Below are 18,618 nucleotides of genomic sequence, written 5' to 3' on the forward strand. Positions count from 1 at the left end.
ACGTGAACGTATTTCATACCTTGTCTTCTTTTTCCAGTGGGTTAAATTGTAAGTTTTCCTTATACTAATGTTGTTGTTTCTTTCTGATAGATAATCTATATTGCTGCAGATTTTTTCTTGGCTTTATGATGGTATCCGTTCAGCAGAGTGGTTTAAGAAACGATAGATAGAAGATTGTGAAAAGGGTTTAGCCTCCTCTGTTTCCATGTTAAGTATAACGAAATTATTTGCTCAAGGAATGAGTTTCCTCGTTCTGATTGTGTAAAATATGAATTTTTGCGATAAACGACATAATGCCGTATTTGCCGTTCAGCGTGATTATTTGTCAGCGGAGTATTTTCTGGGTCATCTAAAAATTTCCACATCATTCTTTCAGATTTCAAAATATTCTTTGCAACTCGAGACGCTCCAATTGCTTCAGGTAAGCGAGATATTTCCTTCAAATAATACCTTGTACGTTTTCGCAATTTCTTGGCACGTCTAATAAATCTTGAAACATCTATCTCATTTTTTAGTAAAGCTTTTTTCAGTGCAAATAACTCAGTGGCTACATTTCTCAAGTAACAGCCCAGAACTTTAACTTCAAATTTCCAACTATGCGCTAATCTTTCAAAATCCCTTGCTAAGTGTGCCCAACAGATTTGCCTTCTTTCATCAGCAAAGTAGTTGTATGCTGCATATCTGTCGGTTACTACCAAGCTATTACGATTGCAGCATACACTATTTTTTAAAACTTTCATTCCCCTTGACTCTGTCAACTTCACAAAACTTGCCGTATTGCTTGCAAACATCCAACACCAAGCGAGTTTACCTTTGTTATAATGGCTCGTTTCATCAATATGTAGAACTTTACTCCTACTTATCTCTTGTTCGATCTGCTCATACATTTTTTTGCATTTTGAAGCAACTCTATGTTCACTATTTGATATGCTACCGACGCTTATGTTCAAATTGAAGATATCATTTATGATGCTAGCTACTTCGCGCTTTGAATTTTTATAAAACCCACTGAGTGCTGCAACTACTGACTTAACCCTTGGGCCAAATGTATCTGGCGTAACACCCTCTGGTAACTTGCTACTTCTTCTTTTTCCGCATCTCTGACAACGGCCATGTTCCAACTGATATTCCATTACATAAGCCTTAATCTCCGGAAGATCTACTTTCTGATGAATATAAGGTTTTTCGCATATTGCAATCTTCCCTCCGCATTCGCAAGTAGGTGACAACTCTATCTTTATCACCTCATCTGCTTCCATTTTAGCACGATAATTACCCTTATGCCCAACTTGACCACCAATCTTTCTTTCGCTTTTTGGCTTTTCCTTTTTCATTTTGTATAATTCTTTTGAATTGGGAATTGATGAGTTTTTTGAATTTAAACCTAGCCTTTCCTTTAATTCAGCGTTCTCTATCTTTAAAGCCTCATGCTCTGCTTTTAAACTTTCATTCTCTCTTTCCAATCTTTCTATTTTTGCTTCTAACTTTTCTATTTTTTGCTGTAAATTTTTGCAGAGTTCTAAAAGGTTTACCATATTACCTCATATTTACCCTATGATTATCTTTATTATCTTGCTTTGTCTACCTTATTTTGCCGCTCTGCTGAACGGACACTTATGATGGGTTTCAAATTGTATTGATTGCACAACTTATATAAATTATCTGTATCATAAGCTCCATCTGCACGCAGAGACGTATCCGTTCAGCAGAGTGGTTTAAGAAACGATAGATAGAAGATTGTGAAAAGGGTTTAGCCTCCTCTGTTTCCATGTTAAGTATAACGAAATTATTTGCTCAAGGAATGAGTTTCCTCGTTCTGATTGTGTAAAATATGAATTTTTGCGATAAACGACATAATGCCGTATTTGCCGTTCAGCGTGATTATTTGTCAGCGGAGTATTTTCTGGGTCATCTAAAAATTTCCACATCATTCTTTCAGATTTCAAAATATTCTTTGCAACTCGAGACGCTCCAATTGCTTCAGGTAAGCGAGATATTTCCTTCAAATAATACCTTGTACGTTTTCGCAATTTCTTGGCACGTCTAATAAATCTTGAAACATCTATCTCATTTTTTAGTAAAGCTTTTTTCAGTGCAAATAACTCAGTGGCTACATTTCTCAAGTAACAGCCCAGAACTTTAACTTCAAATTTCCAACTATGCGCTAATCTTTCAAAATCCCTTGCTAAGTGTGCCCAACAGATTTGCCTTCTTTCATCAGCAAAGTAGTTGTATGCTGCATATCTGTCGGTTACTACCAAGCTATTACGATTGCAGCATACACTATTTTTTAAAACTTTCATTCCCCTTGACTCTGTCAACTTCACAAAACTTGCCGTATTGCTTGCAAACATCCAACACCAAGCGAGTTTACCTTTGTTATAATGGCTCGTTTCATCAATATGTAGAACTTTACTCCTACTTATCTCTTGTTCGATCTGCTCATACATTTTTTTGCATTTTGAAGCAACTCTATGTTCACTATTTGATATGCTACCGACGCTTATGTTCAAATTGAAGATATCATTTATGATGCTAGCTACTTCGCGCTTTGAATTTTTATAAAACCCACTGAGTGCTGCAACTACTGACTTAACCCTTGGGCCAAATGTATCTGGCGTAACACCCTCTGGTAACTTGCTACTTCTTCTTTTTCCGCATCTCTGACAACGGCCATGTTCCAACTGATATTCCATTACATAAGCCTTAATCTCCGGAAGATCTACTTTCTGATGAATATAAGGTTTTTCGCATATTGCAATCTTCCCTCCGCATTCGCAAGTAGGTGACAACTCTATCTTTATCACCTCATCTGCTTCCATTTTAGCACGATAATTACCCTTATGCCCAACTTGACCACCAATCTTTCTTTCGCTTTTTGGCTTTTCCTTTTTCATTTTGTATAATTCTTTTGAATTGGGAATTGATGAGTTTTTTGAATTTAAACCTAGCCTTTCCTTTAATTCAGCGTTCTCTATCTTTAAAGCCTCATGCTCTGCTTTTAAACTTTCATTCTCTCTTTCCAATCTTTCTATTTTTGCTTCTAACTTTTCTATTTTTTGCTGTAAATTTTTGCAGAGTTCTAAAAGGTTTACCATATTACCTCATATTTACCCTATGATTATCTTTATTATCTTGCTTTGTCTACCTTATTTTGCCGCTCTGCTGAACGGACACCGCAGAGACTTAATCTTATAGATATCACCCATTTCCTTTAGTATTTTAGATGCTATCATGTGAAAGAAAATTAGTATATCGAATTGCTATTGCCTTTTTGCTGTTTTCGTCCAAAGCAACATGTAGCTTTCTTATTTGATCTGTACCATTATACTTCCTTATCTTGGCGTTATCTTTGTTATGTTAAGTACTGTTACTATAAATATGGATTACAGTACTATCTATAGCAATTTCAATATTCTCTATGTCATTTTTATCTGTTCTGTGGTCACATAATTTCAAATTAAGTTTGACGAGAAGCTTGTGAATACTTGGAGATTCTTCACTATACTTTGTAAATATCCTTTTATAAATCCAACTGCTTGCCTTAAGCCTATTCTAAATAGATTAACAACTATATGTACTGCAATAACAACCTTATCGCTATAAATCTCCAGGAATTTTTTCTGAACTTTCGTACCAGTTTTCTATAGCTTCATCGATAAAATGAAAGACATTTCCTCTTTTTTCTAAAAATTGATTATACTCTTTATGATTACTGAATTTCATCTTCTGTGGCATATACTCTACAAAATGTTCATTTCTTAATAGAGTAACCACTTTCTTTAGATTTTCTCCCTTTTTTTCTCCCATCTCTACTCGCTATGCAACAAAGCCAGCTCTGCTCTATTATAACTACTACCAATGCTGAATATTGCTTCTTGAAGAACTTTAATTCCAATAAGAGAAAAGGCCTTTATTTTTATGTCTTCTGTTCCACTTTTTCCTATATCCATTATTTTATTAGCAAACTCAGCCCATTTACCTGGCTTTCCTATTTGATTTTCTAGTCTCTCATAGTACTCTGATAAAGAGCGTTCATAAATAAAAACAAAATCTTCAACAAACTTTCTGAGCTTTTCATGCACTTCCTTTTCTTGCGCAGAAAGTCTTTCTGCTTGATTAGAAGATTCTGTTAAATGTTCTTCTAAAGTTTCAATAATCTTTTCCTTATTGGATTGCTTAGCAATATCGAGTGGAGTTTTACCTTGATTATTTTTAATGTTTTGGTCTATACCAGACACATTCAAAAGAAGTTCGACAATGTCTTGATGTTCTTTGCTTACAGCAACATGTAGTGGTGTATTACCACCATCATTGAGATCTATATCATTAATATTTTCTACTTGAGTAAGTAATTCTGTAATTGCATTAGTCTTGTCTAGCTCAGGATTGCCCGTTTTGTGTTCACGTATCATAAGAAACAACTTGGCAATATTAGTATCATCAGGGTTATATTGACGTCTTATTCTATTTTTAAACTGAAAAGATTTTTCTTCCCTATCTGAACTAGTTGCTTGTGGGTTAGTCTTTATATCTTGCATAAAATCCCTCTCTATTTCACATAAAAACCTAAATTTTATTATATGCTAATCAATACAATTGGCAATGCAAGTAGTTTTTATGTGTCTTTTAATATTTTATCTTCAGGCTATTTTATTTAAGTTTTTGACTAAAGAGTTATATATCTCTTTGGCCTAGCAATACATTCTACTAAAAATTTAGATAAATAACCATTTCCAGAACTCAAAACCAGCTAGTGAGTTATCTAAGTGGAGAAAGTCACCTCTCCCCACTCGACTTCAAAACCGGACTTCCCATCATCCGGCTTCTCTCTAATTTGGTATACATACTTCCATGTAATTGATCGTGGCAGTGCTTATGAAGCAAGGATAGATTTTTCATGTTATTATTGCAATCTTGATGATGTACATGTGTTAAACCTAAACCAAAGATAACAATAATTACATTTACCTTGCTGTAACTTCAGTAATTTTATTACTCGTGATCTGGTAATTTACTTAAACGATTTCCCCAATATGGCCAATCTCCATCATACGGAGATCTATTTCCATTTACTTTGATATGTCGTTTAATAGCATGATCCCTATGTCTAATAAGATATAATTTGTTATTTACCATATATCTCCAATTGTCGTTACCATACTTTTTAAAGTATTTTCTTTTAACCCAACACCTTCTTTTGTCATGGTGTCTATAGACAGCCCATTTCCAAAGTTTGTTATGCATAGAGTAGTCTAATAAATTAAAGACTTTGCTTGAGACTACCGAGATGTAATATTGGCTCCAACCCCTTATTATTGGATTAAGTTCTTTTATTACAGTTTCTTGTGGCGCTGCTCGCAACTCTTTAAGCTTATGTTTTATAGATAACAAGTGTTGACTTATAGATTTACGACTTGGTTTAATCAATAACTTGTAACCTCTCTTATTTTGACGTGTTTGATAATGCCTTATTGAAAATCCAAGAAAATCAAATCCTGGCTTTTCCCCATTTAGGGATTTCAGTGTATGTGCAATTCTTGTCTTTGATGACTTTAATTCTAGTCCAACGGGTTTTAGCCATTTTTCAGTTAGAACCTTTGCCTTCATCACAAGTTCCTCGCTCTCGTGTAATACCACAAGGAGAGTAGACCGGCGGAGCTTCCCCACCAGTCTCTCGCAGAACTGCACGGAAACCTCTCGGCTTATACAGCTCCCATTATTTAGCCTTTTGATCCTAACCCAAGTGTCCAATGATAGAAAATACTTGGAGACCTCTTTCTCACTTTTCCTAGAAATTGCTTTGCTAGTCTTCCGTGATCACGAAGTTTCTTATATTTTGTCCTGACCCATCTTATGAGGTATCTCTCTATATTTCTGAGAGATGGATACATCTCTGATTTATAAAACCTGCCATAGTACTGAAACCAGCCTCTGACTATTGGATCTATTTTCTTCGATATTTCCTCTAGTGTGGTCCATGTAATCCGATGTATTCTCCATGACTTTATGGTTTTCTTGATCTTCTTCTTGGCTTTGTTACTAATTGCAGGTAGAAATGAGATGAAATAATTCCTCATCTTATTCTTTGCTACTCTAGGTCTAAAAGTATAACCTAGAAAATCAAAGCTTTGTTTAGGAAATTGTTCTTTTCTATCATCATCCTTACTGTACACAATCTGTGTCTTTTCAGGATGTAACTTCAATTTACACTTAGCCAATCTTTCTTCAATCATTACTTTCATAAATCCTGCCTGTCTTTTAGTTCTGCAGTGCACTATCGCATCATCTACATATCTTTCAAATGGTACTGTTGGATAATTTTGTTTCATCCACATATCAAAGGCATGGTGCATAAATATGCTTGAAATGATTGGGCTTATTGAACCTCCTTGCGGAACTCCTTTATCCCTTGTTACCCTACTGCCATCTGCTTGCTGAATGGGGGCTTTCATCCACCTCTCAACATACAGTATGACCCATTTGCAGTCTGTGTGTTTCTTGATAGCCTGCAGTGCTAAATCGTGGTCCAGATTGTCGAAAAATCCAGATATATCAAGATCTACCGTCCAATCATTTTTCCAACATCTCTTCCGTGCTGTGTATATCGCATCCAGTGCAGACTTATTTGGTCTATAACCATATGAATCTTCGTGAAATTTCGGTTCTACTAACGGCTCAAGATACATTGTAGCTGCTGTTTGCGCTATTCTGTCGAATACTGAAGGCACACATAAAATTCTTTGCCCTCCTGTATCTTTTGGTATCGCAACAGCTTTTACCGGCTCTGGAAAATAACTTCCGGATGACATCCGATTCCATAATTTGTATAGATTATCCTTTAGATTTTCTTCAAACTTTGTTATCGAGACCTCATCTACACCTGCTGCACCTTTATTTTTCGATACTTGTTTATAAGCTCTCCAAATAAGTTGCTTCGGTATATCAAAAGACTTTGTTTTATTCATTAACTCCTCCCTTTCGGTTGATAAATAATTAAAACTAAATAACTTAGCCCCTTCACTCCATTTCCATTACAGAAACTTCTTCGCTACTACGAGCTAATCCGCCCCTGTTTTTCGCATCGGTACTCTCATCCTCAGAGATCAGCTCTTTGGACTTCTCCCTTTTCATCGAAACGACAGGTTCCCGTAGTTCCATGCAATAGCCTAAAATAGATTCACGCCACTTTTATGCCGGACGCCACCTACCCAGTAAACAAGCTCCCAGTAGATTCATCCCAGGTTAACGACTACCCCCTGGTTTTGACGTCGTCTCTACGCTTTCGACACTTCATCAGTGGTTCACTTGCGTTCGTCTCTCTATTTCATACATGACACATAATTGTGCCTTTTCCATAACGCTTACTACCTTAGCTCTTTACCAAAGCAGCTTATGGCTGTTTGAAGCCTGCTCTTGCAAACCGGCTCCGAGGGGCCCTCCCTCATCTACTGCACAGCTTCAACACTTTTCGTGTTTCTACGGCGCACAGTCATCAACATTTCACCACTTTGTTTATCTTTTACTTGATGTCCAGTACGTGTAGTAAACGGGTACTTTCTTTTTGATTTACCTAAAATAACACCTTTAGTTATGTGAAGATTGGGAAATTCTCCTTTCTCGTTGCAAGATGTAGTGTAATTTATTACTCTGGATACAGTATCCATTGCTAACTTCTCAATCCCCCTATTACAAGACAACTGATTAGTATCCACAATTTTAGTGAATTGCTTCTCAAAACTTTGAAAAATTTCCAAGCCAGCTTCTATTAAAATCTTTCTTAAGTTACCTTCTGAAGGCGCAACTATTGTAGAAAATATTTTTGCTTTTTTCCTATGTTGGTTTGTAGAAACAAAACTCACACACTCCATAACTTGAGAAGTACCTACTTTCTCCACACTTGGTGGAATATAATTACCCACAGTTGATACAACCTTAGCTACTACTTTACCTGTTTTACGTACTTTTGAACCTGGTTTTGCTTCTTTAGAACATTCAGATAGTTTTTCCTCGAATTCTTTAACAAAAGTCTTAACAAAAAAAGTTGCTTTTTTCACTATTTCATCACTTGTAATGCTTATACAGCTAAACATTTCTTCATCATCAGTCGATGTACTACTGCTGCCTATAGATGAAGATCTTGTTACTCTAGGGCTCTCCTGACTTCGTCCACACTGAAGTTCTTCACTAGATAATATATTTTCATAATCAACTATTGCTGATCCAGCATCTACATAATCCATTTGATTATCTGCTACTTGTTCTCCTATATTTTCTTTACCTAACATAAAGCCGCCTATATTTTAATATTCATATTTTGATTGTTTTGTCGTAAACCTCTTTTCTGAAGATTGATTTCAACATTTGATTCTTATGCAGCTGTACCAAACCAATTTGCTGTAGAAACCTTACGGTAATCCTAAGTAACTTTAATTGCTGAGTAACAGTGTGCTTTTCTTTTGACTTCTGACTAAAATAGATATATTCTTAAAAAATCGAGAATTGCTTTCTGAGTGATATACATAATACAATGCATCTAACTCACACCCCATGTTTTCATTACGTTAGACTGCATTGTAGCTAAAAAGATCTAGCAAAGCAAGAATTTTTTTGCATATTTTAGCATTTATTATAGTTTGTATTTTTAAAACTAAAGCCAATGCTTGCAAAAACACCTCTATTTTTTTATTGCAATGTACTCTTTCTATTTCTAAATACTAATTCAACTTCACATATCACTAAAAACTTAACAATACAACCACTTCCAGCACACAAAAACAACAAGCGTGAGAACCAGTTTTTTTGGGATTGATTGGTCTACCATGTGTACCATACGAACTTTTTTATATGGTAATTTCACTGTAAGCTAAAACCAGCTATATTGGATCACTTTCGCTAAATCTACGTACGAACTGGTTTGCCTAATTTTGTTGTAACAATTTCAAGCTTTTATTTTTACAACCCTATTTTTACGCAACGCGTTCTCGTAAATATACGTACTATTTTTGTGTTTTTGGGGAAAGTAAATAATTAAATCCTTTACGACGCTAATTCGCAGTATGTTTCTAATGCTATTTTCACTGCTTCAAATATAATTGACATTATATTTAAAACATATTAGACTTAGTTATATAATAATAGAATTTATATATATGATATCTGTAGAAATTAATAATTTAAATCAAGGATGGCGTTGGCGTAAATAATTTTACATCAATTTTAGGCTTTGTTTGAATTGTAGTTTTTATAGGGTATCACGATGTTGTTTTCCGTCATTTTTAAAGCTTTCTATTATAAGAAGTATCTTTTAGCGTTTCTATCTGTCCTGTTTTTTACTGTTGCAGTTTATGCTAATCATAAAAATATTGGTATTATTGTACCTCTTGAACATGAAGCAATGACTCAGATTGTTAATGGAATTAAAGAATCGTTGCAAGACCAGAGTGTTAAAATTACAGTTAAAAATGCTCATGGGGATCCTAATGTTTTACTCACAATAATTAAGCAAATGCAGCAGCAAGACATACTCATGCCTATTGGTTCTTCTACCTCTCTAATGACTATTTCTCATATAAAAAATAAACCTATCGTTTGTGTAGCTGCAGCAATAAATAACAAAAATCATCCCTTGGTGACCGGGGTTAATGATGAAATATCGATAATAAAGTTAGTTGATAAACTACCATCGTTGTATGATATAACATTATTATATAGTAGTAGTGAAAAAGTAGCACCTGCAGTAAAAGAATTAAAATTATATGCAGAAAAAAATAATATTGTTCTCCATAAAATGATGATAAATAACTTGACTGATCTCCCGCTAGCGGTAAAAAATAGCCCTAAAAATACGCAAGCTTTTCTAATCTTAAAGGATCATTTACTAGCAAGTGGCATAAATATCTTAAAACAAGAAGCGGATAATAGATCAATTCCTATAATTGCTTCAGATGAAGGGTCAGTAATTGACGGTGCAACTATAGCAATAGGGGTACGAGAAAAGGAAATTGGAGTTAATAGTGGATTAATTGCCAAAGATGTTTTAAACGGCATTCTCCCTAAAAATATTCCTTTTAAGCTTATGGATAGTTTAATGCTCTTTATTAATTCTAAATCATTTTCTAGACAAAAGATTCTAACTAAACTTGAAATATCTTCTTTACCATTTCAGCGTATAGAAATTGAGTAACAAATAATGGACATACTATTTATAGCGTTAGAACAGTCCTTTTTAATACTACCTCTTATTTTGGGGATGTATATAAGTTATGAAATTATGAAAATTACAGATTTAACTGTTGATGGTACTTATGTTTTAGGGGCCGGTATATTTGCCCGTACCATTGATTTTGGGCTATTTCCAGCATTAATATTTAGTATGCTTGCAGGTATGATAGTTGGAAGCATAGTTAGTTTTATGCAAAAAAATGACCGTATTGATAGTTTAATAGCCGGAATACTTGCAAGCTTTATGCTATATTCGGTTAATCTGCGAATACTTAGACGCCATAATATATCAATATTAGGAACGCCAACGATCTTATCATTATTTAATTTAGAAAATTGGTTGATTCCACTAACTATAATCAATTGTATTATCATTATATCACTAGTATTTTTACTAAATGGAAGGTTAGGATTATTACTTCGAGCATTTGGCTATAATAAAAATTTATTGGGTATTTTAGGGAAAAGACCGGAAGTTTATCGAACTATAGGTCTTGCATTAAGTAATGGATTCGCGGCTCTAACAGGTGCGCTTGCTGCTCAAGTAAATGGATTTGCGGATATTAATATGGGAATAGGACTTGCGCTTACTAGTGTTGGAGCTATTGTCATCGGATTACATATTTTTAGAGGTAATCCTCAGTATTTTCATATTTTTATGCAAGTAATTGCATGTTTTGTCGGAATATTTTTTTACTTTGTAAGCCTTAGCAGCATATTGCATATAGGAATTGATCCTGTAAATTTGAAGCTTGTTTTAGGGGTAATATTATTTATATCCTTGCAACGCAATAGGAATTATGGATAAAGAAAAAATATGGAATCTTATTTATATGCTAAAGAAATTGAGTTTAAAGTAACGAACCGTGATAAACCAATAATTTATGATACTACCCTTAATATTGACAAAGGTGAATTTGTAGTGTTACTTGGGGCCAATGGAAGCGGTAAATCTACCTTAGCTAAAATACTAGCCGGCTATCTTGCACCAACGAAAGGAGAAGTATTTTTAAATCAATTACCTATTGATAAAATCTTACCTATCCAAAAGGCTTTTATGGTTGTTACTTTAACCCAAAAAGCTGAAGATAGATTATTTACTGAATTAACTCTGGAAGAAAATATTCTTCTATGGGAAAGTAGGTTCCCAAAGAATGAGCGTTTTACAAGTAAAGAAGTAATTTCTAAAACCTATGCCCCTAAAAAATTTTTATCTCTTTTAAATCAACCGATAAATAATTTTTCTGGAGGAGAGAAACAAGCTATTTTATTAGCCCTTGCAATTAGTCATCCACCTCAAATTTTATTTCTGGATGAACATACAGCAAGTTTAGATCCGAAAGCTTCTAAAGAAATTATTGCGATAACAGCTAAAGTAATAGAAGAACATAACATCACTTCAGTAATGATAACTCATAATTTAGAGGATGCTGTAAATTATGGCAAAAGGATTATAGTATTGGATAATGGGCGAATAGTAATAGATAAAGTAAAATCTTTTAATTTTTACTTAAAAGAGTTAAAAGAAATTTTGAACTCTCTATAACAAAATTGATTTATTAGTAAGTATGGTTGTAGCTTTACTTTTGGAATATTCAAAAAAGCATACGCGTCAAGTTAAGGAAAAGTAGCTGATAAAAAGGGGCAAATGCTTTTAAGTAGAGTATCATCTCTTTGCATTTGATGGCGGTAAATAGGCACAATGTTGTTACTGGCAGGTGTAGCTAATTAAAAGTAGAAGCATCAATGTCAGTGAAGTTTAAAAAATACAAAAGTTAGAAAAATTATGCTTGCATTGGTTTTCTATCTACTATACATAATATTTCTATAAGCTGGGGAAAGCGTATTAAGTGAAGGTATTTTAAAACTTGAGCATGGTTATGGTAAGGCAGAAGTAAACAATCAAAAAAGCCAGAGAAGAGTAATAGTTTTAATGCGGTGGGCTAAGAATGGGGCTTTGTTATGGTGTTTGTCTATATAATATTTGGTGTACTTTTTATTGTTATCTTCTCTAATTTGTTAGACTCTTAATAAATGGAGTAGAATGTTAAAGGCTCCATAAGCTCAAATTAAGAAAAAATGACAGTGGGGCTAAGGTAAGTGATATTAGGTTAATAATTTAAGAGATTTTTTAGAGAAGTTATCTTGGCACTTATGGTTTTTGAGTATACGCTGGATTTAAAGAAGACTGAATATCTTCCACTTTCTCGAGCTGGGTATTGGGCTTTATAGCATTATACAGGGCAAAACCCATACAAACCAACCCAATAATCCCGCCAATTACCGCTATAACGTGTACTTTGGAATATTCAATCAGTAGATAAGATGCAACACAACTTACCAATAATACCGCACCAACAACACCAGCCAGGATTGCTTGTCTTTGCTGCGTTGTTTTTGTTGATGATTTCTCTTCCACAGCATCACATGGCTTTATTTCATTTGAAGGAAAGTCATTGGGTACATTGGACGTCTCTATTGGAGCATCTTGAATCTTTTCGCTGGTTTCACATGTAGGCTGAGATATATTAATATTATCACTATTTTTATTGATATTTTTACATAGCTGAGTGTCAATTTCTGCAGCTTTATCAGCATTAGCGATCTCTTTTACCTCAACTTCTTCTGGAATATTAGAGTTCCTTGATTCCTCTATGACAGCTTCTTTTGCAGTAGTGGTATCTTTTCTATTTTTTAACTTTCTGGTAATACCTCTCCATATTTTCTTCGGTGTTCTCATGATGTTTTTCTCCTTGTTACTTTTATAAACGTTACATCGCTAATCCATAAAATTTTTCTACCTGCTCACTCCACAGCATCGGTATTTCCCTCAAGTCAGCTAACTTTAAACCCCTTCGCTGTCTCCCATTTACTATATCTTCTTTAATCTTTGGTGCTAAATAATTCAACCTTAAAACTTGCTGTATTCGTCTTGTACCTATATTAATTTTGGCACTCAGTTCCTTCACACTTCTATATTTTCCTTCTTCTAGTTGACGTTTCCAGGAATGGGCTCTTACCACTGCTTTAAGTAACGCATTGTTTGTTTTTCCTTCTGGCTCTACTACTGTGCATTTGTTTCCTTTCTTTTTTAACCACATTGGTATAAATTCCACCTTATCCTCTAAACTCACCTCTATTCCATCTTCTTTTACCATTACTCCTTTTATTAACTTTTTTACTACTTCTTTCTGCTTTCCAAAACTTAAATTTTTCCATTCTTCCGCTTTTTCTCCCCATTTTTCATATAAATCTTCTGCTCTCTTTATTACCTCTTTTTCCACTTCTCCAGCAACTATTATTCGATTTATTGATTCACAATTCTTTCCCCTTAAGTGATTATTACATATGTAGTATCGATACCTTTTATTCTCTTTTTTTGAGTACGTTAGCGTCATATTTACATCACAGCTCTTGCACTTAATTATTCCCTTTAACAGTGCTTCCTCATATTTTGCTTTTCTATATGGTTGATTCCTTATTAATTCTTGTGCTTTTTTCCACTTTTCCTCTTCTATTATTGCTTCATGCTTTCCTTCATACTCTTTCTCATAATGCCTGATTTTTCCCATATATATTGGATTTGTTATTATTCTTCTCACCGTCGCTTTTTTAAAGATATCTGCTTTCGTTCTGTAACCTTGACTATTCAATTCCCTTGCCAGTTCTGCCATTGACTTCAGCTCCAAATATCTTTCAAATATATGCTTTACTGTTTTTGCTTCTTTCTCATTTATTATTAATTCTTTATCTTTTACATCATACCCTAGCGGCAAAGTTCCTCCCATCCATAACCCTTGCTCTTTTGATGTTGCTATTTTATTTTTTACCCTTTCTACGATCATTTCCCTTTCTAATTGTGCTGCTCCTGATAATACCGTTTGTACAAATTTTCCCATTGGCGTATTATTGTCAAATATTTGTGTTACTGCTACAAAATTTACTCGGTGCCTTCTAAAAAATGACGTCACTTCTATGCTATCTTTTGTTTCCCTTGATAGTCTGTCTAGTGTGTACACTACTACACAATCTACTTCTCCTCCTTTAACATCTTCAAATAATTCCTTTATCGCTGGTCTTTCTAAATTTTTCCCTGAATATCCGCCATCATCGTACCTTTTGGCCAATGCTACCCAGCCTTCTCTGCTCTTTATGTACTTTTCACATGCTACTCGCTGGGCATCAAGACTGTTAAACTTTTGTTCTAGTCCGTCTTCATTTGATTTTCTCGTATATATCGCACATCTTACTTCTTTTAGCATTTTCAACTTCCATTTTTATCACGCATCCCAAATAATAAAGGTCCGTTGTAGCTCATTCCCATTATTTTTCCGGCTACTGCTGATAATGATGTGTAAAATTCTTCTCTGTAGATTAAACCCTTATCTGTTACCATTACCGCATGCGTTTCCTCACCTCTCTCTAGTATTAATTCTGTACCTTCTACTGGTAATTTATCGCTACTTATTCTTTTTCCCTTCTCTATCCGATCTGCCAGATACTCTAGTCTTTTTGTCCCCTTTCTTGACATTTCTCCATACGCTTTTTCCTGCATTCTATAAGCTAATCTTGGTATCAGATATTTCTTTGAGTATCTAGGCGCTTCTTCTCCATATACCTTCTTCCATATTTTCCTCAGCCCTTCTAATGACTCTTTCTCTAAATTCATTACTTTCTTTTCTGTTTCTTTTTCCATATCTTTAGCCTCTCATAGAAGGTTTTCCTCTTTGCTACCTTTGCTTTTTAAAAAACTTTTCAATTCTCTTTATTTCTTTCTTTAACACCTCGGTTATCTCTTTACTATTTTTCGCATAATCCATTGCTGTCATTCCGAACTTATCTTCTTGCTCTATTTCTCCTCCTGCTTCCACTAGTTCCTCCACTATTTCTTTTTCTCCTACCATACATGCAAGGTGTAGCGGCGTGCATTTATTTCCATATTCTTCAGCATTTACGTCTGCTCCTGATTTTATCAATTCTCTCACGGTTTCTAGACGTTTTTCCCCTACCGCTAGGTGCAGTGCCGTATATCCTTTCACATCTGCTGCATTCACATTCGCTCCTTTTTCGACTAATAACCTCACTGTTTTTGCGTCTACTGCATAATGTAGAACTGTTCTTCCATTCTCGTCTCTTTCATAAATATTTTTACATGAGTTCTCTAATAATTCTTTTGCTGACTTCTCTTTCTCTTTTTTACTCATAATTTACCTCACCTTTTCTTTAAATTTAAACCCCTAAGCCTTCCTTCTCACCACCTCATCTATCATTTCATTCACTTGGCTCATTATCTTGCTCGCTAAATTTTTACACTCTTCCCTTATTAGCCCCTTATCTCTCTTTCTTATTTCTTCTATCTCTATTATTTTTAACTCAGGTAAATAGCTCCTATCCAACATATCTGCTATTTCTCCCACTAGACCCTCTATTCCATAGCACGTCAGTTTTCTACTTTTTGTTATTCCACCTTGCTTTCCCAGAAATTTCCTCGCCTTTTCATTCTCTCCATTATCCCATAGGCCATACCTTTCACTCTCCCATATATAATACATTGGTGTTGCACCATATTTATCCAGTTGATTAACTGCAGCTCCCGCTTTTACTAGCTCTTTTATTATTGCAATACCTGCCCCTAGCCTACATGCAGAGTGCAGTGGCGTACATCCGTTGATATATTTAGTGGCATTTATTTCTCCTCCTCCCCTTATCAGCACTTTTACATTTTCTAAACTTCTCGCAAATACTGCGCAGTGCAGTGGTGTATAACCCTTTTTATCTCTTGCATTGATGTCCGCTCCTTTTGTTATTAATAACTTCACTGTTTTGCAATCGGAGATTTCTACTGCATGGTGCAATACTGTTTCCCCTTTTTCATCTTTTTCATTAATATTCTTAAACGAGTTCTCTAATAATTCATAAAATGACTTATTAAAAGCTTCTCTCTTTTCCTTGCTAAACCTCATTACATACCTCACTATAAAAACATACGCCAATTTCGCTCTCTTTAGTGCAAGATCAATTTTTTTTGTTTACTTGCTACTATTTAAGTTATGTGCGTTTTGGCATGAAAAAGCAAGTCTTTTTCTGTTTATTTCATACACTTTAACCTATTATTAATATAATATATGAGGATATAAATATAAGTACTTAACTTATTATAGATATTACTTGGCTATTTTTCCAACTTCTGTTCAAATGTCGATGTTCGTGCCACTTCAGTACTCCTGGGTAAAATACTAAAATGTAATTTTCTAATTCGTGTATCGAATCTTTTTGCTCTGAATTTAATTCGCTTTCATAATGAACATTATGTTCTGCTAAACCAAATCTTATAACTTTCTGGTTGGTAAAATCTTCTACCTTGTAGTGGTGAGTAACGCTAAACCTTTCTAAAATTGGCTTATACTTTAAGTTCCACAGTTCTTCAGATAATTTGCTATCCCCTAGTAAAAATTTATTTCCTTTTTCTTCTACGCTACTTACTGGAAAGCACGCATTTATTTCTCCCAAATTCCAACTGTCCGATAATATAACTTGCGCTTTCGCAAACTTTATTTCTGGTAATAAACTTTGTGGTAATGGATATAGTGCTTTTAAATTGTACCACTGATGACTCCTTTCATAGATGCCTTTGTAATCTTTTGTATGAGTTTCTGTTTCCCCAAGTACTGCTACATCTAATCGATATATGTCATTACTAAATGCTTGCTCATAATGAATCCGAAAAGTGCTAAACTTAAAATTTGGATTTAAGCTTTTTAGCTCAAATGTGTTCTTTCTACCAAATGACAGTACTGGTCCAGCTTTTTCAATTTTTATTCCTGAGTAATCTGATAACAAACTTCCAAAAAAGCTTTCATCTAAAATAAACCTATCAACGTTGTAGTGATTATTGAAAATCCTCATTAGCCGCGATCTTGCTGGTAACGATAGTTTTGCAAGTTCTACTACTGCATCCACAAAAAAGTTATTTGGAACATCTTTTATCCCTATCTGCAGTTCAAAAAAATGTTTACCAGGTGGTTCTTCGATAATTTTAATATCTTCTATATTTGCCCATTTTAGTGCTATTTTTAGTGATGCTGGAGTTCCTCTCAGTCTTTGAAATTTTACTCCTTCTACTACGGCTTTTCTTTTATCCTTTATCCAACGTAGTATTTCCCCCAATTCATATTCCTCAATCAACCACAGCAATGTTTCTTCTTTAAGATTAAACTTAAATCCTTTGATACAGCTTAGATCAACCTTATAATCTATTGCATCAACCAGTGCTTGCTCTTGCTTTGTTGCGTTTGGCGGTAATAAACTTTTCATTTGTCTTTTCTTTCAAGTTGCTTTAATTCCCTTTATTTAGGTAGCTTATGAGTAAGCAAGAGATCATTCCAGAACTGATCAAAAATAAAGATGTTCTTAATATCAAAAACACTTTCCTTAATATTTGACCATATTATCCATACTTTAAAAAACAAATTACAACTTCTGGAAGAAAATCAATACTTTCCTCTCCCTAACATTGGATCCAGTAAACCTTAAACCACTTATTGCACGCAATCCCCTCACTGGTACGATTCCACAAAACAAAAAAATACGTTTTAAATCCTATCTAACTTGACGTAGCCAAGCACTGCACACTCATTCCCCAGAACCACAACATCCTCTCTTGGCTCGATTAATTCTACGTTTTCTACACCCTCTACAAACAAATTTGCTATTATCCAAGATCTTGTAACATTCCATCCCAGCCTTCTATTTGCTTCAAACTTCTTAATGAACTGCTTCTTGATTTCCTCCTTCGATATTACAGGACTTATGCTCATTCTGCTGTGAATATCTATTTCCGTAATATTGCAACCAATTACTGTTACTGTATCTGTTAAAACCCTTATATCATCTCTAGTAACCTGCTTTTTTACAATTTCTAGTAGCTCTTCTGACACTATGCCAGTTGTGGATAATTGTGTTGATAAGATTGAAATTTGTACTTTCCCTGGTATAGGTGATTCCACTAGTGCATCTTTTACTCTACTATCTGCTGACAGTGCATAATACCTATAATACTCCTTGCTTCCACACGTGCTTGAGCCTACTATCTTTGCTTTAATTCTTTTTCTAAATCGTTCATCATCTTCCCCTTTTTCCCTTTCTACACCATAAAACTCAGCTAAATTATCAAGATCTTCTCCCATTGCAAACTTCAGTACATTACTTTTTACTGCCTCATTTATTCTTTGTCTTAGTAACAATTCCCTCCATGCTGCTACCTCCAGAACTTTCATTGCTGGATCCGATTCTACTAATCCTGAAAAGGTTTCATCTCTACGGACCAATTCTTCCTTCATTCTTGAAAAGATTTCTTCATAACTCAGCTTTTCAATAATATTTAGCTGCTGCATC

At 34.5% G+C, this 18,618-nt stretch carries 18 protein-coding genes; 3 read left to right on the forward strand and 15 right to left on the reverse strand.

Annotated elements, in window-relative coordinates:
• Positions 1-152: 152 nt before the first annotated feature.
• The 8 genes from tnpC (ACE38P_RS01010) to ACE38P_RS01045 all read right to left on the reverse strand — a co-directional run bounded on the left by tnpC (ACE38P_RS01010) (position 153) and on the right by ACE38P_RS01045 (position 8,288).
• The gene (gene tnpC / locus ACE38P_RS01010) at positions 153-1,535 is read right to left on the reverse strand and encodes an IS66 family transposase (protein ID WP_374699286.1); all 1,383 of its coding nucleotides are present in this window, start codon (positions 1,533-1,535) and stop codon (positions 153-155) included.
• A 180-nt stretch (positions 1,536-1,715) separates the two neighbouring features.
• On the reverse strand, positions 1,716-3,098 hold the full coding sequence (tnpC, locus tag ACE38P_RS01015; protein ID WP_374699286.1) for an IS66 family transposase: 1,383 nt from the start codon (positions 3,096-3,098) through the stop codon (positions 1,716-1,718).
• A gap of 502 nt (positions 3,099-3,600) precedes the next feature.
• Positions 3,601-3,810, reverse strand: coding sequence for a hypothetical protein (locus tag ACE38P_RS01020; RefSeq protein WP_353281831.1), 210 nt, complete (start codon positions 3,808-3,810; stop codon positions 3,601-3,603).
• 2 nt (positions 3,811-3,812) lie between these two features.
• A complete protein-coding gene (locus ACE38P_RS01025) occupies positions 3,813-4,541 on the reverse strand; it encodes an ankyrin repeat domain-containing protein (RefSeq protein WP_374699353.1) in 729 nt (242 codons plus the stop codon).
• A 454-nt stretch (positions 4,542-4,995) separates the two neighbouring features.
• On the reverse strand, positions 4,996-5,691 hold the full coding sequence (locus ACE38P_RS01030; RefSeq protein ID WP_374699354.1) for a group II intron maturase-specific domain-containing protein: 696 nt from the start codon (positions 5,689-5,691) through the stop codon (positions 4,996-4,998).
• A gap of 32 nt (positions 5,692-5,723) precedes the next feature.
• Entirely contained in the window at positions 5,724-6,968 is a 1,245-nt protein-coding gene (gene ltrA / locus ACE38P_RS01035) for a group II intron reverse transcriptase/maturase (RefSeq protein ID WP_374699355.1), read from the reverse strand.
• 52 nt (positions 6,969-7,020) lie between these two features.
• Positions 7,021-7,161: a hypothetical protein gene (locus ACE38P_RS01040; protein ID WP_019078704.1), complete on the reverse strand. Its 141-nt coding sequence runs from the start codon at positions 7,159-7,161 to the stop codon at positions 7,021-7,023.
• Positions 7,162-7,448: 287 nt separating this feature from the next.
• On the reverse strand, positions 7,449-8,288 hold the full coding sequence (locus ACE38P_RS01045) for a hypothetical protein (protein ID WP_374699356.1): 840 nt from the start codon (positions 8,286-8,288) through the stop codon (positions 7,449-7,451).
• A 971-nt stretch (positions 8,289-9,259) separates the two neighbouring features.
• Between ACE38P_RS01045 and ACE38P_RS01050 the strand changes: the two genes are divergently transcribed.
• Genes ACE38P_RS01050 through ACE38P_RS01060 form a run of 3 tightly spaced genes read left to right on the forward strand, consistent with a single transcriptional unit; the run spans position 9,260 to position 11,770 of the window.
• Positions 9,260-10,186, forward strand: coding sequence for an ABC transporter substrate binding protein (locus ACE38P_RS01050; protein WP_208571533.1), 927 nt, complete (start codon positions 9,260-9,262; stop codon positions 10,184-10,186).
• Positions 10,187-10,192: 6 nt separating this feature from the next.
• On the forward strand, positions 10,193-11,032 hold the full coding sequence (locus ACE38P_RS01055) for an ABC transporter permease (RefSeq protein ID WP_208571534.1): 840 nt from the start codon (positions 10,193-10,195) through the stop codon (positions 11,030-11,032).
• A gap of 9 nt (positions 11,033-11,041) precedes the next feature.
• Entirely contained in the window at positions 11,042-11,770 is a 729-nt protein-coding gene (locus ACE38P_RS01060) for an ATP-binding cassette domain-containing protein (RefSeq protein WP_208571703.1), read from the forward strand.
• A 606-nt stretch (positions 11,771-12,376) separates the two neighbouring features.
• Here ACE38P_RS01060 and ACE38P_RS01065 read toward each other — a convergent pair.
• The 7 genes from ACE38P_RS01065 to ACE38P_RS01095 form a co-directional block, all read right to left on the reverse strand.
• Positions 12,377-12,964: a hypothetical protein gene (locus ACE38P_RS01065; protein ID WP_341810418.1), complete on the reverse strand. Its 588-nt coding sequence runs from the start codon at positions 12,962-12,964 to the stop codon at positions 12,377-12,379.
• Positions 12,965-12,995: 31 nt separating this feature from the next.
• Positions 12,996-14,486 carry a recombinase family protein gene (locus tag ACE38P_RS01070; RefSeq protein WP_341810417.1) on the reverse strand — a complete coding sequence of 497 codons (1,491 nt, stop codon included), beginning with the start codon at positions 14,484-14,486 and terminating at the stop codon, positions 12,996-12,998.
• Between the two features lie 2 nt (positions 14,487-14,488).
• Complete coding sequence (locus ACE38P_RS01075) at positions 14,489-14,920, reverse strand: DUF2924 domain-containing protein (RefSeq protein WP_341810416.1); 432 nt, start codon at positions 14,918-14,920, stop codon at positions 14,489-14,491.
• Between the two features lie 34 nt (positions 14,921-14,954).
• The gene (locus ACE38P_RS01080; RefSeq protein WP_341810415.1) at positions 14,955-15,428 is read right to left on the reverse strand and encodes an ankyrin repeat domain-containing protein; all 474 of its coding nucleotides are present in this window, start codon (positions 15,426-15,428) and stop codon (positions 14,955-14,957) included.
• Between the two features lie 33 nt (positions 15,429-15,461).
• On the reverse strand, positions 15,462-16,187 hold the full coding sequence (locus ACE38P_RS01085) for an ankyrin repeat domain-containing protein (protein WP_341810414.1): 726 nt from the start codon (positions 16,185-16,187) through the stop codon (positions 15,462-15,464).
• Between the two features lie 184 nt (positions 16,188-16,371).
• On the reverse strand, positions 16,372-17,538 hold the full coding sequence (locus ACE38P_RS01090; protein ID WP_341810413.1) for a phage tail protein: 1,167 nt from the start codon (positions 17,536-17,538) through the stop codon (positions 16,372-16,374).
• Between the two features lie 278 nt (positions 17,539-17,816).
• Positions 17,817-18,617 (reverse strand): baseplate J/gp47 family protein, encoded by an 801-nt coding sequence (locus ACE38P_RS01095; protein ID WP_374699357.1) that lies wholly within the window; start codon positions 18,615-18,617, stop codon positions 17,817-17,819.
• Between the last annotated feature and the right edge of the window lies 1 nt (position 18,618).

The sequence above is a fragment of the Wolbachia endosymbiont (group A) of Limnophora tigrina genome, assembly GCF_964263225.1.
Lineage (GTDB): Bacteria > Pseudomonadota > Alphaproteobacteria > Rickettsiales > Anaplasmataceae > Wolbachia.